The sequence below is a fragment of the Enterobacter cloacae complex sp. P2B genome (assembly GCF_014895985.1).
Lineage (GTDB): Bacteria > Pseudomonadota > Gammaproteobacteria > Enterobacterales > Enterobacteriaceae > Enterobacter > Enterobacter bugandensis.
This window is the reverse complement of record NZ_JADBQQ010000016.1, coordinates 102,546-118,143: the sequence shown is the minus strand read 5'-3', so window position 1 is coordinate 118,143 and position 15,598 is coordinate 102,546. Positions and strand designations below refer to the sequence as shown.

Below are 15,598 nucleotides of genomic sequence, written 5' to 3'. Positions count from 1 at the left end.
TCAGCTCACCGTTGCGAGGTCCCGTATATTACGTTTTCCTCATTCAGAGTCAAGCGATTATTTTCACTTTTCTCTGTTGGCGTTCATCTCTGAACCCCGCTAACCCGGCGGCCTGTAAGCCGTTGTTCCGTGTCAGTGGAGGCGCATTATAGGGAGTTCTCAGACGTTGACAACCCCTCTTTTAAAAAAAACTTTCAACCGTCTCTTTTTTGCTCAAAACCGTGCTACAGCGCCAGTTTTTCGAGCGTTTCAAAGCCATAACGGCGTAAAACGGGTAAAAGTTGCTCAGTCTCTTTCGTGATAGCCATGCAAAATGCGATATTTGCATCGGTAGATTTCGCATCCGGCGCTTCATGCTCCAGCAGCCAGGCCGTACGACGGGCGATCGCCGCACCAGAATCCACCAGCCGCGTCCCCTCCGGAAGCACTTCTAATAGCTCTTCCTGCAAGAGAGGGAAGTGGGTGCAGCCCAGCACAACCGTATCCGGTGGTTCGGGCATCCGCAGCCACGGACGAAGAATACGACGCAGCTCTTCGAGCGATACCGTCTCGCCGTGCAGTTTCGCTTCCGCCATCTCCACCAGCTCTGCGGAGCCAAGCATTGCAATCTGGCATTCGTTAGCAAAACGGTCGATCAGCTCGCGGGTATAAGGACGCTTCACCGTGCCACGCGTAGCCAGCAAGCCCACGATACCGTTCGCCGTCAGGCGCGCGGCAGGCTTTATGGCAGGAACAACGCCCACAACCGGGAACTGGAATTTTTCACGCAGGGCGGGAAGAGAAACGGTGCTCGCCGTATTACAGGCAATGACCGCCAGCGCAAGGGGATAGCGCTTTTGTACCGCGGTGACGATTTCAACCACGCGCTCAACGATAAAGTCCTCACTCTTTTCCCCATACGGAAAAGCGACGTTATCGAAGGCGTAGATGTAATGGAGATCCGGCAGGAGATGCCGAATCTCATCGTAGACCGAAAGCCCACCGACGCCGGAATCAAACACCAGCACGGTAGGGCGCGGATTAGAAGGTGTAGCTGCCAGACAAGGTATATTCCCGTCCTGCAGTTTGGTAGCCATAAACTGTCTCGTAATCTTTATCGAACAGGTTGGCTATTTTACCACGAACTGTGAGGTGTGAGGTGACCGGATATGAAACTGCGACATCCCACAGGCTCACACCGCCCATTTTCACTTTTTCTGACGGATAAGAACCAAAATCAGTGTCGTAACGCGTGCCGAGATAGTGATACGTCAGGCTCCAGTCGAAATCATAGATCTGCGTATCGAGCTGATATTTCACCTGCTGCTTAGCACGACGGTCCAGAAGTTCGTTGGTCGCCGCATTGCGGGCATCCACATAGTCGTAGCCAACGGTATGCGTCAACGGACCTGTATCAAACGACGCCGTCGCTTCCACACCCTTAATGCGTGCTTTGCCGACGTTGTAATATTCCTGAAGGTTATTATTGAAGTCGATGAGATTATCAACGTCATTACGATAGCCGGACACGCGCCAGCTCACGCCTGCCGTCAGGCCTTCAAACGCCCCTTCCCACTGCTTGCTCTCTTCTGGATCAAGATGGTCATTGCCATAGAAGCCATAGAGTTGACCCAGATTCGGGGCCTTATAGGCCGTACCATAAGAAGCAATGAAGCGGTAGCCGTCCACGAACTCCCACGCTGCACTGCTTTGCCAGGTGCCATGGCGACCAAACTGAGAGTTGTCATCGCTGCGAACCGCCCCTTCCAGAGTGAAATCGCCCAGCTGCTGCAGCCCGGTCAGGTAGACGCCGGTGTTACGCAGGTTGTAGCCGTTGGTCACGTAGTTTGTACCCGGCTCGGTGCTCTGCTTCTGCCAGTCAACGCCTGCACCAATGTTCCCGTGCCCCACATCAACGGAGTTGAGCCACTGAACGTTGTACTGTTTGATTTCATCCAGCGTGGCCGTCGAATCGTAACGGCCCAAATTAGGGTCGTAGTTATAGTCTTTGCTGTGGCTATAGCTGGTGAGCAGCTGTGAATGGAAGATGTCCTCGTTGAAGCGTAATCCTGCGTCCCAGGTCTGGCTATAGAGCTGGCGGGTATCGACCAGAACGTCAGGGGTAAATGAGCTGTAGTAACCGTCATAGGCCGTACGGTTGCTGTAGCCAAAGCCGCGAACAAATCCGCTCCACTGGTCTGAGAATGCGTGATCCAGTGCGCCGTAGAGCGTTTTATTCATAAATCCGTCGCGATCGGTCTGGGCAAGGCCACCATTGTTGCCGTCCGCAACCACATCGAAACCTTTGGTATAGGTGTAATCCCCCGCCAGCGTGACGCGCGTGCTGTCGCCCAGCGTTTGCTGGGTACTGCCGCCATAATTCTGGTAACCGTGCGACCCTACGCCGGCATTCAGCGTCGTACCGTCCTTCGTGCGGGTGGTAATAATGTTGACTACACCGCCAATCGCATCCGAGCCGTAGACCGCCGAACGCGGTCCACGCACATATTCGATACGCTGCACCAGGGAGATCGGGAACTGGCTGAGATCGGACGACCCCGTGACGCCCGCCTGGTTAAGGCGGATGCCGTCAACGAGAATCAGGACGTGGCTGGAGTTGGTGCCACGGATAAAGAGAGAAGAGAGTTGCCCCATCCCGCCATTTTGCGCCGTGTCCACACCGGGCAGGCGACGCATAACGTCCAGCACCGAGGTTGATTGCCAGCGGTCAATATCGGCACGCGTAACCACCGACGTTGCTGCCAGAATAGTTTTTTCAGGTTGTTCAAAACGATTTGCCGTCACCACCAACGAGTCAGCGCTATCCTGCGCCCAGCCCGAAAATGCCGTGACGGACAGCGCCGTCAACAGCGATACTTTTTTAATCATTGTTAAAGCATCCACAATATAAGAAGGATGCCGCAGGCCTCATCTATAGCACGCGATGATGAAACCAAATGCGACGTGATCCCGGCAGGTCTTCGGGCTAGGTGGCGTTATACGGATGAAGACTTCCCATTTTCACAGTGTCTACAGCTCTCATCCCGCCAGTCTTTACCGCTGCGCGTCAGCTCCAGATTTTCACTGGATTCCCTTTTCACTCTCAGGAGACCGGAAACAGAATGCTACAATTAGACACGTATAGATGTCCAGACAGCTATTGGCCATTAAATCTGGACATCCCCTGAACAATCCCTACAATCCCCGCGTAATTCTTTATCACTCAGGACGCATCATGACCCCAGAACACCTCCCGACAGAACAGTACGACGCGCAGCTGGCCGAGAAAGTTGTCCGCCTGCAAAGTATGATGACGCCTTTCAATGCGCCCGTTCCCGAGGTGTTCCGCTCCCCTGTCAGCCACTACCGCATGCGCGCCGAGTTCCGCATCTGGCATGACGGCGACGACCTGTACCACATCATTTTCGATCAACAGACCAAATCACGCATTCGCGTGGACAGCTTCCCGGCAGCGAGCGAGCTTATCAACCAGCTGATGACGCTGATCATTGAAGGCGTGCGCAACAATCCGGTGCTGCGCCACAAGCTGTTCCAGATTGACTATCTGACCACGCAAAGCAATCAGGCGATTGTCTCTCTGCTGTACCACAAAGCGCTGAACGACGAATGGCGCGAGCAGGCCGAAGCCCTGCGCGATGCGCTGCGTGCGCAGAACATCAACGTACACCTGATTGGCCGCGCGACCAAAACCAAAATCATGCTGGATCAGGATTACGTCGACGAGCGTCTGCCGGTGGCAGGTAAAGAGATGGTTTACCGTCAGGTGGAAAACAGCTTCACCCAGCCGAATGCCGCGATGAACGTGCAGATGCTGGAGTGGGCGCTGAAGGCGACGGAAGGGTCTAAGGGCGATCTGCTTGAGCTGTACTGCGGTAACGGCAACTTCTCGCTGGCGCTGGCGCGTAACTTCGAACGCGTGCTGGCAACGGAAATCGCCAAGCCGTCGGTAGCGGCCGCGCAGTACAACATCGCCGCTAACCATATCGATAACGTGCAGATCATTCGCATGGCGGCAGAAGAGTTCACCCAGGCCATGAACGGTGTACGCCAGTTTAACCGCCTGGAAGGGATCGATTTGAAGAGCTACCAGTGTGAGACGATTTTTGTCGACCCGCCGCGCAGTGGCCTGGACAGCGAAACCGAGAAGATGGTGCAGGCGTACCCGCGTATTTTGTACATCTCCTGTAACCCGGAGACGCTGTGCAAGAATCTGGAAACATTAAGCCAGACGCACAAGGTTGAACGTCTGGCGCTGTTCGATCAGTTCCCGTATACACACCATATGGAGTGCGGTGTACTGCTCACGGCGAAGTAACTAGCCGGCGTTTTTGGCAGGTGGCGCTTCGCTTACCTGCCCTACTCAGATCCCATTACTCTGGCAGTTGACTCTTGCGGCTACGCATGCGCGAGCCAATCCAGAACACCAGCGCCACGGACAGTACCGCAGGGAAGAAGTTAGAGCCGATATCCGGATACTCCGCGCGCACCACGGTGCTATACAGCAATACGCCCAGAATAAAACAGGCAGCGGCCAGCCCCGGTAACCCGACCGGCATCGTACGGTTCAGGTAACGCTGATGCAGGCAGTAGACCGTCAGCACCAGCGTAATAAGCGGGAAAATCGAAAATGGCACGATGGAGCTAAAAATAGCGGCAAACGTGCCATTAATGGATAAGCCAGCGATCAATGCCAGCAACAGCGTCCCTTTATCCTGACCTGACTGTTTCATTACTCACCTTCACTCTTCGGTTTGATGTGCCAGTTTCTCTTGTTCACGGCGATACCAGTAGTACGCGCCTTTGGAGATCATCCTGAGCTGCAATACCAGTCGCTCTTCAAGCTGCTTGCGTTGTTCAATGCTGACGTCCAGCGCTTCGGCACCCGCGCTGAACACAATCGTCACCATCGCCTCGGCCTGTGCTTCAGTAAAGGCACGCGGCATATGGTTTTCGAGTTCAAGATAGTCGGCAAGTTCCGCGATGAAGTGCTGAATTTCCCGCGCGACGGCGGCACGGAACGCTGCCGATGTGCCCGAACGTTCGCGCAGAAGCAGACGAAACGCGTTGGGGTTATTACCGATAAATTCCATAAACGTCGACACGGAGGTGCGGATCACGCTGCCGCCTTTGGCGATACGCTGACGCGCCTGGCGCATCAGCTGGCGCAGCATCAAACCGCTCTCGTCGACCATGGTCAGGCCCAGTTCATCCACATCACGGAAGTGACGATAGAAGGACGTTGGCGCAATCCCGGCCTCGCGTGCGACTTCGCGCAGGCTCAAACTGGCAAAACTCCGCTCAGCACTCAGTTGACTGAATGCGGCTTCCACCAGCGAACGCCGGGTTTTCTCTTTTTGTTGTGCTCTTACGCCCATCACGATAGTTGAATCCTTCCAAAGGCCTGATGGCACTATACCAGAGAATAAAATTAATCTGTTTGCTCAGCTTTGTGAATGATTGTTTACGTGCGGTTTGTGCTCCACTGCCGGAAAAAAGCACAACGATAATTGGGTTACCCTGGCAATGATGTTATGATTCTGTTGCTTTTATGTATAAGAACAGGTAAGCCTTGCCATGCCACATTCCTACGATTACGACGCAATAGTTATTGGTTCCGGCCCCGGCGGCGAAGGTGCTGCTATGGGTCTGGTGAAACAGGGAGCCAGAGTAGCGGTCATCGAGCGCTACCATAATGTCGGCGGCGGTTGCACCCACTGGGGCACCATCCCTTCGAAAGCCCTCCGCCACGCCGTTAGCCGCATTATCGAATTTAACCAGAACCCTCTTTACAGCGACCACTCCCGACTTCTTCGTTCCTCCTTTGCCGACATCCTGAATCACGCGGATACCGTCATTAACCAGCAGACGCGCATGCGTCAGGGCTTTTATGAGCGTAACCATTGTGAAATCCTGCAGGGCAACGCGCATTTTGTGGATGAACATACCCTGGCACTCGAATGCCACGACGGTTCGATTGAGACGATCACCGCTGAAAAATTTGTGATTGCCTGCGGTTCACGCCCTTACCATCCGGCCGACGTCGACTTCTCACACCCGCGCGTCTACGACAGCGACTCCATTCTGAGCCTGCACCATGAACCCCGCCACGTCATTATCTATGGCGCAGGGGTCATCGGCTGCGAATACGCGTCGATCTTCCGCGGAATGGATGTCAAAGTTGACCTGATTAACACCCGCGATCGCCTGCTGGCGTTCCTCGATCAGGAAATGTCAGACTCCCTCTCCTACCACTTCTGGAACAGCGGCGTGGTGATTCGTCACAACGAAGAGTACGAGAAAATAGAAGGCTGCGATGATGGTGTGATCATGCACCTGAAGTCCGGTAAGAAGCTGAAAGCCGACTGCCTGCTGTACGCCAACGGCCGTACCGGCAATACCGATTCACTGCGGCTGGAAAATATCGGGCTTGAAACAGACAGCCGCGGTCAGCTGAAGGTCAACAGCATGTATCAGACCGCGCTGCCGCACGTATACGCGGTGGGCGACGTAATTGGCTACCCGAGCCTGGCCTCCGCCGCTTACGATCAGGGCCGCATTGCCGCTCAGGCGCTGGTGAAGGGTGAAGCAACGGCGCATCTGATCGAGGATATTCCGACGGGGATCTACACCATTCCGGAAATCAGTTCTGTCGGGAAAACCGAGCAGCAGCTGACGTCAATGAAGGTGCCTTACGAGGTGGGTCGTGCACAGTTTAAACATCTGGCGCGGGCGCAAATCGTGGGGATGAGCGTGGGAACGCTGAAAATTCTGTTCCATCGCGAGACGAAAGAGATCCTCGGGATTCACTGCTTCGGTGAACGCGCGGCGGAAATCATTCATATCGGCCAGGCTATCATGGAGCAGAAAGGTGGTGGTAACACCATTGAGTACTTCGTTAACACCACCTTTAACTACCCGACCATGGCGGAAGCCTATCGGGTAGCCGCGCTGAACGGCTTAAACCGCCTGTTTTAATGCGCTGTCGAAATGGCCATCCATCGCACCGCGGATGGCCTCTGCCAGCTGCTCATAGCGGCTGCGCAGCGGTGACCCTGGGCGATACACCAGGCCAATGGTGCGACGCGGCTCCGGCTTAATGCACGGCAGGTACACCACGCCATCACGCTTACGCTCGCGTGGCACGGCCAGCGCAGGCAGCAACGTAATACCGCTTCCCGCCGCCACCATATTACGCAGCGTTTCCAGACTGGTTGCGCGGAAGTGGGTATCTTCGTCAGCGCCCGCTTCGAAGCAGAAGCCCATCGCCTGATCGCGCAGGCAGTGACCGTCTTCCAGCATCAGCAGCTTTTCACCGGCCAGATCGGCCATCGGCACGCGATCGCGGTTCGCCCACGGGTGATCTTCATAGATCGCCAGCATCATCGGCTCATCGAACAGCGGTACTTCAATAAACGCTTCGCTCTCTTTTACCAGCGCCAGAATGGCGCAGTCGAGCTTGCCGCTGTCCAGCTGCGCCAGCAGCTGATGGGTTTGCGCTTCGTGCAGGTACATTTCGAGTTTCGGGAACGTCTGGTGCAGCATGGGAATGATGTGCGGTAACAGGTACGGGCCAACGGTTGGGATCAGGCCAATATGCAGCGGGCCGGACATGGCCTCTCCCTGCTGGCTTGCCATTTCCTTGAGCACTTTGACCTCGCGCAGCACGGTGCGCGCCTGATCCACCAGCAGAAGACCTGCCTGTGTGAACAGAACCTTACGGCTGGTGCGCTCCAGCAGCATCACGCCCAGCTCGTCTTCCAGCTTGCGGATCTGCCCGCTCAGCGTGGGCTGGCTGACATGGCAGGAATCTGCCGCGCGGCGAAAGTGACGATGCTCGGCTAACGCTACCAGGTATTCAAGATCACGAATATTCATTATTCATCCTCCGTCGCCACGATAGTTCATGGCGATAGATAGCATAGCAACGAACGATTATCCCTATCAAGCATTCTGTTGAATAATACGCCACATAGACGAGGCGGCACGTGTTTGACCCTTGACGTCCCCGCACCGTCAGCGAGTTTCTCTCAAAACTCGAACAACTAAAGCCAACGTGAACTTTTGCGGACCCCGTGGTCCGCTTTTTTTTTGCGTAAAAAAGCCCAACTCAGGGTTGGGCTGGGGTTTTGCAGGTCGGGTAAGGCGAAGCCGCCACCCGACGTTTCAGGCATCAAATCAGGCGGTTTTTCGCATCCGCAATCGCCTGCGCCACCTGCTTCGGCGACACGCCGCCTTTCGCCGCACGTTTATCCAGGCAGGACTGCAGCGCCAGAATCGGGTACACATCCTCCCCGATCGCCGCGCTGAATTTTTGCAGGTCGGCAAGCGCCAGATCTTCCAGCGGTTTACCCTGACGAATCGCTTCCACTACCGCTTCGCCCACAATATGGTGCGCCTCGCGGAACGGTACGCCCTTCGCGACAAGGTAGTCCGCCAGTTCGGTAGAGTTGGCATAGCCCTGCTGCGCCGCTTCCTGGCAGCGCGGACGTTTCACCTGAATGCCGTCCAGCACCAGCGCGCCCATGTGCAGACAGTCCAGCCAGGTGTCGAGCGCGTCGAACAGCCCTTCCTTGTCTTCCTGCATATCTTTGTTGTACGCCAGCGGCAGCCCTTTCAGGGTCATCATCATACCGGTCAGCGCGCCCTGCACGCGACCGCACTTGCCGCGGATCAGCTCCAGCGCGTCCGGGTTTTTCTTCTGCGGCATCAGCGACGAGCCTGAGGTCACGCGATCGGACAGCTCAACGAAGCCCGCTTCACCGGAGTTAAAGAAGATCAGGTCTTCGGCAAAGCGCGAAAGATGCACCATCCCGATAGAGGCATTGGAGAGCAGCTCCAGCACATGGTCACGGTCAGATACGCTGTCCAGGCTGTTGCGGGTGGCGGAAGCAAAGCCCAGCCATCCTGCCAGCTGCTCGCGGTCGATTTCATACGCCGTACCGGCCAGCGCGCCGCTGCCCAGCGGGCTGACGTCCAGACGCTTCAGGGTATCCTGCAGACGGCTTTCGTCACGCGCCAGCATCTCAACGTAGGCCAGACACCAATGCGCAAAGGTCACCGGCTGCGCGCGCTGCAGGTGGGTATAACCCGGCATCACCGCGTCCTGATTGTTCTGCGCGGTCTCTACCAGCGCACTTTGAAGCTGACGGTTGGCCGCCAGCAGTTCGCCAACGGTCTCTTTACACCACAGCTTCAGGTCGGTGGCGACCTGGTCGTTACGGCTACGGCCGGTGTGCAGCTTTTTACCCAACTGGCCGACTTTGTCGATCAGCTTGCCTTCCACCCAGCTGTGAATATCTTCGGCATCGCTCTGCAGGATTTGCTGCGGATCCAGACGCACCTCTTCCAGCAGGTTGTTCAGCGCCTCTTCCAGCTGCTGCTGTTCGTCTGCGGTCAGTACGCCAACGGTCACCAGCGCTTTGGACCAGGCCACAGAGCCGACAATATCCTGTTCGGCCAGGCGGTAGTCGAAGCGCAAAGAGTCGTTGAACTGTTTGAACCGCTGATCCGCTGCCTGTGTAAAACGCCCACCCCAAAGTGCCATAACATCGTTCCTTTATTCGTTAGTTCCGCCGGGTGGCGCTTCGCTTACCCGGCCTACGGTCATTCACTAAAAACTTACGCTAAAATACGCGTGCCAATCGGCGTGCCGTTAAACAGCGCCGGGAGCTGCTCCGCGTGACGCCAGGAGGCGATATCCACCGGGCGGCCCAGCGTGCGCGCCGCATCCAGCGCGGCGTTCACTTTGACGATCATGCCGTCGGTAATAATGCCCTGAGCGATCAGCTGCTCGGCTTTGGCGGCGGTCATTTCCGCTATGCGCTGGCCTTTACCGTCGAGAATGCCGCTCACGTCGGAGAGCAGGATCAGGTCCGCGCCCAGCGTGGCCGCCAGCGCGGTTGCCGCCTGGTCTGCGTTAACGTTCATCAGCTCGCCCTCTTCGGTCACGCCGATAGAGCTCACCACCGGCAGGAAACCGCCTTCCAGCAGGGTGTTAATCAGCTTAGGCGAACCTGGCTGCGCCAGTCCAACATGGCCGAGCTCTTCGTCGAGCTGGGTCACTTTTACGCTATCACCGTCGCCCAGGTAGAGGCCAACGGACGCAATATGGTGTTTCTTCGCCCATGCCAGCAGCGTTTTGTTCGCCGTGCCCGCCAGCGCGCCGGTAATGATGTCAATCTGGTCAGCAGGCGTGACGCGCAGGCCATTTTTCTTTTTCACCGGCAGATTCAGCCCTTTCATCAGCTCATCCACCACGCAGCCGCCGCCGTGCACAATCACCAGCGGACGCTGGTGCGATTCGCGATAGTTCACCAGCGCGGTAAACAGGCGCTCCAGCGCTTCTTCGCTGTCCAGCAGTACACCACCGAGTTTGATAATTAATGGGTTCATCATCACACCTTAAATAAGAGCCTGCGTTTCAGGGAAGCCGAAACGAATATTTGCACACTGCATTGCCTGTGCGGCAGCGCCTTTGAGTAAGTTATCTTCTGCGGCGACCACAATCAGATGCTCGCCCTGTACGGCAAAGCCGATATCGCAGAACGGCAGGCCAACCACGTTTTTGAGCGCCGGCACGCCTTTGTCGTACAGACGCACCAGCGGCTTATCCGCATACGCCTGCGTGAAGGCCTCGCTCACCTGGTCTTTCGTCACGCCCGACTTCAGGCGACAGGTGATGGTTTCGAGGATCCCGCGCGGGAAGCTGCCCAGGTGCGGGGTAAAAATCACCTCCGCGCCCAGATGGGTGGTAATTTCAGGATGATGGCGGTGATTAAACACGCCATACGGCTGAAGGCTCACTTCGCAGAAGCTGTTGGAGATAGCGGCCTTGCGCCCCGCACCGCTCACGCCGCTGGTGGCGTTGATCACCGGCCACTGGCTCAGATCCAGCAGACCGGCGTCGATCAGCGGCTTCAGGGAGAGCTGCGCCGCCGTCGGGTAGCAGCCCGGAACGGCAATCAGGTCCGCTTCTTTCAGTTTATCCGCACTCCACTCCGCCAGGCCGTACACCGCTTTTTCAAGCAGATCCGGATGCTGATGAGTGAAGCCGTAATATTTTTCGTAGAACGCGCCGTCGTTAACGCGGAACGCGCCGGAGAGGTCAAACACCACGCAGCCGGCCGCCAGGAACTGCGGCGCAAGGTCGTGGCTGACCTCGTGCGCGGTGGCTAAAAACACCACGTCGACGCCGTCGGTAAACTCGCTGATGTCAGACATCGGCTGCAGCGGCAGATCGACAATGCCCTTAAGCTGCGGATGCAAATCGGAAATTAACTTTCCTGCATCATTGCTTTGCGCTGACACGGTCAAAGCGGTTATGGTCATATGAGGGTGGCGATTTACGTAGCTTACAAGCTCTGCGCCCGCATAACCGCTAGCGCCTACAATCAGCGTATTCAACATCGGGTTCCTTTATGCTCAACGTTAATGTATTTTTATTCACATTTATTGCATGAATATTGATACTATCACGACCTAAGGTGTGTCAACAATGAAAATGAACTTACCGCCATTTATCGAGATCTACCGCGCCCTGATTGCCACACCGTCCATCAGTGCGACCGAAGAAGCGCTGGATCAGAGTAATGAGTCTTTAATCAATCTGCTGGCGGGTTGGTTTAGCGATCTTGGGTTTAACGTTGAGGTTCAGCCCGTCCCCGGAACACGCCACAAATTTAACCTGCTCGCCAGCACCGGAACCGGTGCGGGCGGCCTGCTGCTGGCCGGCCATACCGACACCGTACCGTTTGACGACGGCCGCTGGACGCGCGATCCGTTCACCCTGACCGAGCATGACAACAAGCTCTACGGTCTGGGTACCGCCGACATGAAAGGCTTCTTCGCCTTTATCCTCGACGCGCTGCGTGACGTGGACGTGACGAAGCTGAAAAAACCGCTCTACATTCTGGCAACCGCCGATGAAGAGACCAGCATGGCGGGCGCACGTTATTTCTCTGAAAACACGTCGATTCGTCCGGACTGCGCGATCATCGGTGAACCGACCTCTCTGCAGCCGATTCGTGCGCACAAAGGCCATATTTCTACCGCGGTGCGCGTGCTGGGCCAGTCCGGTCACTCCAGCGATCCGGCGCGCGGCGTGAACGCCATTGAGCTGATGCACGACGCCATTGGCCGCATTATGACCCTGCGCGACGATTTGAAAGAGCGGTATCACTACGAGGCATTCACCGTGCCGTATCCGACGCTGAACCTCGGTAGCCTGCACGGCGGCGATGCGTCCAACCGCATCTGCGCCTGCTGCGAACTGCATATGGATATCCGTCCGCTGCCGGGCATGACGCTGAGCGATCTGGATGGCCTGCTGAATGAAGCGCTGGCCCCTGTGAGCGAGCGCTGGCCGGGACGCCTGACAGTCTCCGAACTGCATCCGCCAATCCCGGGCTACGAATGCCCGCCAGACCATCAGCTGGTTCAGGTGGTGGAAAAACTGCTCGGCGAGAAAACCGACGTGGTGAACTACTGCACCGAAGCGCCTTTTATTCAAACGCTTTGCCCGACGCTGGTCCTCGGCCCTGGCTCCATTAACCAGGCCCACCAGCCGGATGAATATCTAGAAACCCGCTTCATCAAGCCCACCCGCGAGCTGATTACCCAGGTTGTGCATCACTTCTGCTGGCATTAAAACCGCACCGAAAAGTCCCCTCTCCCTGTGGGAGAGGGTTAGGGTCAGGGCAACAAATCGCATGATCACCGTCACATTTCCATAAGCATCTCTTATCTGACGCAATGCGAATTAAATTTCGTAAATTGCCCGCATTTATTCGTTTGCTGAACCGTTTTCGCAGCAATTGACGACGGGGGTTTTACGTGGCTTTATAAAGGGAGATGACAAAATAATGTCCAGAAGATTTTCGCCTGGGCATAAACAAAAATGATGGGGTGACTGGGTTTTTATGAACGAACAATATTCCGCGTTGCGTAGTAATGTCAGCATGCTCGGCAAAGTGCTTGGAGATACCATCAAAGACGCGCTGGGGGAGAACATCCTCGACCGCGTTGAAACCATCCGCAAGCTGTCCAAATCTTCCCGTGCCGGTAACGAGGCCAGTCGTCAGGAGCTGCTCAACACCTTGCAGAACCTCTCTAACGATGAGCTGCTGCCCGTTGCCCGCGCCTTCAGCCAGTTCCTGAACCTGGCAAACACCGCTGAGCAATACCACAGCATTTCGCCAAACGGCGAAGCGGCCAGCAACCCGGAAGTCATTGCCCGCACCCTTCGTAAACTGAAAGACCAGCCAGACCTCAACGAAGCCACCATCAAAAAAGCGGTGGAGTCCCTTTCGCTGGAGCTGGTGCTGACCGCACACCCAACCGAAATCACCCGTCGTACGCTGATCCACAAGATGGTGGAAGTAAACAGCTGCCTGAAGCAGCTGGATAACAAAGACATTGCCGACTACGAGCGCAACCAGCTGATGCGCCGTCTGCGCCAGCTGATTGCCCAGTCCTGGCATACCGATGAAATTCGTAAGCATCGCCCAAGCCCGGTCGACGAAGCCAAATGGGGCTTTGCGGTGGTGGAAAACAGCCTGTGGGAAGGGGTACCAAACTACCTGCGCGAGCTGAACGAACAGCTGGAAGAAAACCTGGGCTATCGTCTGCCGGTAGACTTTGTGCCGGTGCGCTTCACCTCCTGGATGGGCGGCGACCGCGACGGCAACCCGAACGTGACCGCGGAAATCACCCGTCACGTCCTGCTGCTGAGCCGCTGGAAAGCGACCGACCTGTTCCTGAAAGATATTCAGGTGCTGATCTCCGAGCTGTCGATGGTTGAAGCGACGCCGGAACTGCGCGCGCTGGCCGGTGAAGAAGGTGCCAGCGAGCCGTACCGTTTCCTGATGAAAAAGCTGCGCGGTCAGCTGATGGCCACCCAGGCGTGGCTGGAAGCGCGCCTTAAAGGCCAGCGCCTGCCGAAGCCGGAAGGTCTGCTGAGCCAGAACGAACAGCTCTGGGAGCCGCTGTACGCCTGCTATAAATCACTCCAGGCCTGTGGCATGGGCATCATCGCCAACGGCGAACTGCTTGATACCCTGCGCCGCGTGAAGTGTTTCGGCGTACCGCTGGTGCGTATCGACGTCCGTCAGGAAAGTACCCGCCATACTGAAGCGCTGGGCGAGCTGACCCGCTATCTCGGCATCGGCGACTATGAAAGCTGGTCAGAAGCCGACAAGCAGGCGTTCCTGATCCGCGAATTGAACTCCAAGCGCCCTCTGCTGCCGCGCAACTGGGAGCCAAGCAACGACACCCGCGAGGTGCTCAACACCTGTAAAGCGATCGTCGATGCGCCGAAAGGATCGGTGGCCGCCTACGTGATCTCTATGGCGAAAACCCCGTCCGACGTGCTGGGCGTTCATCTTCTGCTGAAAGAAGCGGGCATCGACTACGCTCTGCCGGTCGCCCCGCTGTTTGAGACCCTCGACGACCTGAACAATGCCAACGACGTCATGAGCCAGCTGTTGAATATCGACTGGTACCGCGGCTTTATTCAGGGCAAACAGATGGTGATGATTGGCTATTCCGACTCCGCTAAAGATGCGGGCGTGATGGCGGCATCCTGGGCGCAGTATCAGGCGCAGGACGCACTGATCAAAACCTGCGAGAAAGCCGGTATTGAGCTGACCCTGTTCCACGGACGCGGTGGTTCAATTGGCCGTGGCGGCGCACCGGCGCACGCAGCGCTGCTGTCGCAGCCGCCGGGAAGCCTGAAAGGCGGCCTGCGCGTCACCGAGCAGGGCGAGATGATCCGCTTCAAGTATGGCCTGCCGGAAGTGACCATCAGCAGCCTGTCGCTCTATACCAGCGCGATCCTGGAAGCGAACCTGCTGCCACCGCCGGAGCCAAAAGAATCCTGGTGCCGCATCATGGACGAGCTGTCAGACATCTCCTGCGATCTGTACCGCGGCTACGTGCGTGAAAACAAAGACTTCGTGCCTTACTTCCGTTCAGCAACGCCTGAGCAGGAGCTGGGTAAACTGCCGCTGGGCTCGCGTCCGGCCAAGCGTCGCCCGACCGGTGGCGTTGAATCCCTGCGCGCCATTCCATGGATCTTCGCCTGGACGCAGAACCGCCTGATGCTACCCGCCTGGCTGGGTGCCGGTGCCGCGCTGCAAAAAGTGGTGGAAGACGGCAAACAGAACGAACTGGAAACCATGTGCCGCGACTGGCCCTTCTTCTCTACCCGTCTGGGCATGCTGGAGATGGTCTTCTCGAAGGCCGACCTGTGGCTGGCGGAATACTACGACCAGCGGCTGGTGAAACCAGAGCTGTGGGCGTTGGGTAAAGAACTGCGCGAGCTGCTGGAAGGCGACATCAAAGTGGTGCTGGACATCGCCAACGACTCGCACCTGATGGCGGACCTGCCGTGGATCGCCGAGTCAATCCAGCTGCGTAACATCTACACCGACCCGCTGAACGTTTTACAGGCTGAACTGCTGCACCGTTCCCGCCTGGCGGAAGAGGAAGGTAAAGAGCCGGATCCTCGCGTTGAACAGGCGCTGATGGTGACGATTGCGGGCGTTGCGGCGGGTATGCGTAACACTGGGTAATGCTTTATGCCGGGCAGGCGTTTTTAGCG

General features: G+C 56.9%; 12 protein-coding genes and 1 riboswitch. Of the genes, 4 read left to right on the top strand and 8 right to left on the bottom strand.

Annotated elements, in window-relative coordinates; all coding sequences use genetic code 11:
• Positions 1–224: 224 nt before the first annotated feature.
• Positions 225–1,076 (bottom strand): glutamate racemase, encoded by an 852-nt coding sequence (gene murI / locus IM313_RS15075; protein ID WP_059357419.1) that lies wholly within the window; start codon positions 1,074–1,076, stop codon positions 225–227.
• Entirely contained in the window at positions 1,021–2,868 is a 1,848-nt protein-coding gene (gene btuB / locus IM313_RS15070) for a TonB-dependent vitamin B12 receptor BtuB (RefSeq protein WP_182034787.1), read from the bottom strand. The genes murI and btuB overlap by 56 nt, the downstream gene beginning before the upstream one ends.
• A 65-nt stretch (positions 2,869–2,933) precedes the next feature.
• Positions 2,934–3,110: riboswitch (cobalamin riboswitch) on the bottom strand.
• A 104-nt stretch (positions 3,111–3,214) separates the two neighbouring features.
• Here btuB and trmA point away from each other — a divergent pair.
• Complete coding sequence (gene trmA / locus IM313_RS15065) at positions 3,215–4,315, top strand: tRNA (uridine(54)-C5)-methyltransferase TrmA (RefSeq protein WP_182034785.1); 1,101 nt, start codon at positions 3,215–3,217, stop codon at positions 4,313–4,315.
• A 55-nt stretch (positions 4,316–4,370) separates the two neighbouring features.
• Here the strand turns inward: trmA and IM313_RS15060 are convergent, their stop codons facing one another.
• Together IM313_RS15060 and fabR are read right to left on the bottom strand one after the other, a co-directional pair.
• Positions 4,371–4,730, bottom strand: coding sequence for a YijD family membrane protein (locus IM313_RS15060; protein WP_192972077.1), 360 nt, complete (start codon positions 4,728–4,730; stop codon positions 4,371–4,373).
• A gap of 9 nt (positions 4,731–4,739) precedes the next feature.
• Positions 4,740–5,378 carry an HTH-type transcriptional repressor FabR gene (fabR, locus tag IM313_RS15055; protein ID WP_008501784.1) on the bottom strand — a complete coding sequence of 213 codons (639 nt, stop codon included), beginning with the start codon at positions 5,376–5,378 and terminating at the stop codon, positions 4,740–4,742.
• A gap of 196 nt (positions 5,379–5,574) precedes the next feature.
• On the opposite strand from fabR, the gene sthA reads away from it, so the two are divergent.
• Positions 5,575–6,975: a Si-specific NAD(P)(+) transhydrogenase gene (sthA, locus tag IM313_RS15050; RefSeq protein ID WP_045260262.1), complete on the top strand. Its 1,401-nt coding sequence runs from the start codon at positions 5,575–5,577 to the stop codon at positions 6,973–6,975.
• Here the strand turns inward: sthA and oxyR are convergent.
• The 4 genes from oxyR to argC all read right to left on the bottom strand — a co-directional run bounded on the left by oxyR (position 6,958) and on the right by argC (position 11,406).
• The gene (gene oxyR / locus IM313_RS15045; protein WP_025758848.1) at positions 6,958–7,875 is read right to left on the bottom strand and encodes a DNA-binding transcriptional regulator OxyR; all 918 of its coding nucleotides are present in this window, start codon (positions 7,873–7,875) and stop codon (positions 6,958–6,960) included. The two genes, sthA and oxyR, sit on opposite strands and share 18 nt — an antisense overlap.
• Positions 7,876–8,170: 295 nt before the next feature.
• Entirely contained in the window at positions 8,171–9,544 is a 1,374-nt protein-coding gene (gene argH / locus IM313_RS15040; RefSeq protein WP_045260261.1) for an argininosuccinate lyase, read from the bottom strand.
• 74 nt (positions 9,545–9,618) lie between these two features.
• The gene (gene argB / locus IM313_RS15035; RefSeq protein WP_098946274.1) at positions 9,619–10,395 is read right to left on the bottom strand and encodes an acetylglutamate kinase; all 777 of its coding nucleotides are present in this window, start codon (positions 10,393–10,395) and stop codon (positions 9,619–9,621) included.
• 6 nt (positions 10,396–10,401) lie between these two features.
• Positions 10,402–11,406, bottom strand: a complete 1,005-nt coding sequence (gene argC / locus IM313_RS15030) for an N-acetyl-gamma-glutamyl-phosphate reductase (protein ID WP_192972076.1) — start codon at positions 11,404–11,406, stop codon at positions 10,402–10,404.
• A gap of 88 nt (positions 11,407–11,494) precedes the next feature.
• Here argC and argE point away from each other — a divergent pair, with 88 nt between their 5' ends.
• On the top strand, positions 11,495–12,646 hold the full coding sequence (argE, locus tag IM313_RS15025; protein WP_028014830.1) for an acetylornithine deacetylase: 1,152 nt from the start codon (positions 11,495–11,497) through the stop codon (positions 12,644–12,646).
• A 271-nt stretch (positions 12,647–12,917) separates the two neighbouring features.
• Positions 12,918–15,569 (top strand): phosphoenolpyruvate carboxylase, encoded by a 2,652-nt coding sequence (ppc, locus tag IM313_RS15020; RefSeq protein WP_192972075.1) that lies wholly within the window; start codon positions 12,918–12,920, stop codon positions 15,567–15,569.
• Positions 15,570–15,598: the final 29 nt, after the last annotated feature.

What these genes read in the sequence shown, in the direction of transcription:
- murI (WP_059357419.1), bottom strand. Translation starts at nt 1,076, where the DNA reads ATGGCTACCAAACTGCAGGACGGGAATATACCTTGTCTGGCAGCTACA.
- btuB (WP_182034787.1), bottom strand. Translation starts at nt 2,868, where the DNA reads ATGATTAAAAAAGTATCGCTGTTGACGGCGCTGTCCGTCACGGCATTT.
- trmA (WP_182034785.1), top strand. Translation starts at nt 3,215, where the DNA reads ATGACCCCAGAACACCTCCCGACAGAACAGTACGACGCGCAGCTGGCC.
- IM313_RS15060 (WP_192972077.1), bottom strand. Translation starts at nt 4,730, where the DNA reads ATGAAACAGTCAGGTCAGGATAAAGGGACGCTGTTGCTGGCATTGATC.
- sthA (WP_045260262.1), top strand. Translation starts at nt 5,575, where the DNA reads ATGCCACATTCCTACGATTACGACGCAATAGTTATTGGTTCCGGCCCC.
- oxyR (WP_025758848.1), bottom strand. Translation starts at nt 7,875, where the DNA reads ATGAATATTCGTGATCTTGAATACCTGGTAGCGTTAGCCGAGCATCGT.
- argH (WP_045260261.1), bottom strand. Translation starts at nt 9,544, where the DNA reads ATGGCACTTTGGGGTGGGCGTTTTACACAGGCAGCGGATCAGCGGTTC.
- argB (WP_098946274.1), bottom strand. Translation starts at nt 10,395, where the DNA reads ATGATGAACCCATTAATTATCAAACTCGGTGGTGTACTGCTGGACAGC.
- argC (WP_192972076.1), bottom strand. Translation starts at nt 11,406, where the DNA reads ATGTTGAATACGCTGATTGTAGGCGCTAGCGGTTATGCGGGCGCAGAG.
- argE (WP_028014830.1), top strand. Translation starts at nt 11,495, where the DNA reads ATGAAAATGAACTTACCGCCATTTATCGAGATCTACCGCGCCCTGATT.
- ppc (WP_192972075.1), top strand. Translation starts at nt 12,918, where the DNA reads ATGAACGAACAATATTCCGCGTTGCGTAGTAATGTCAGCATGCTCGGC.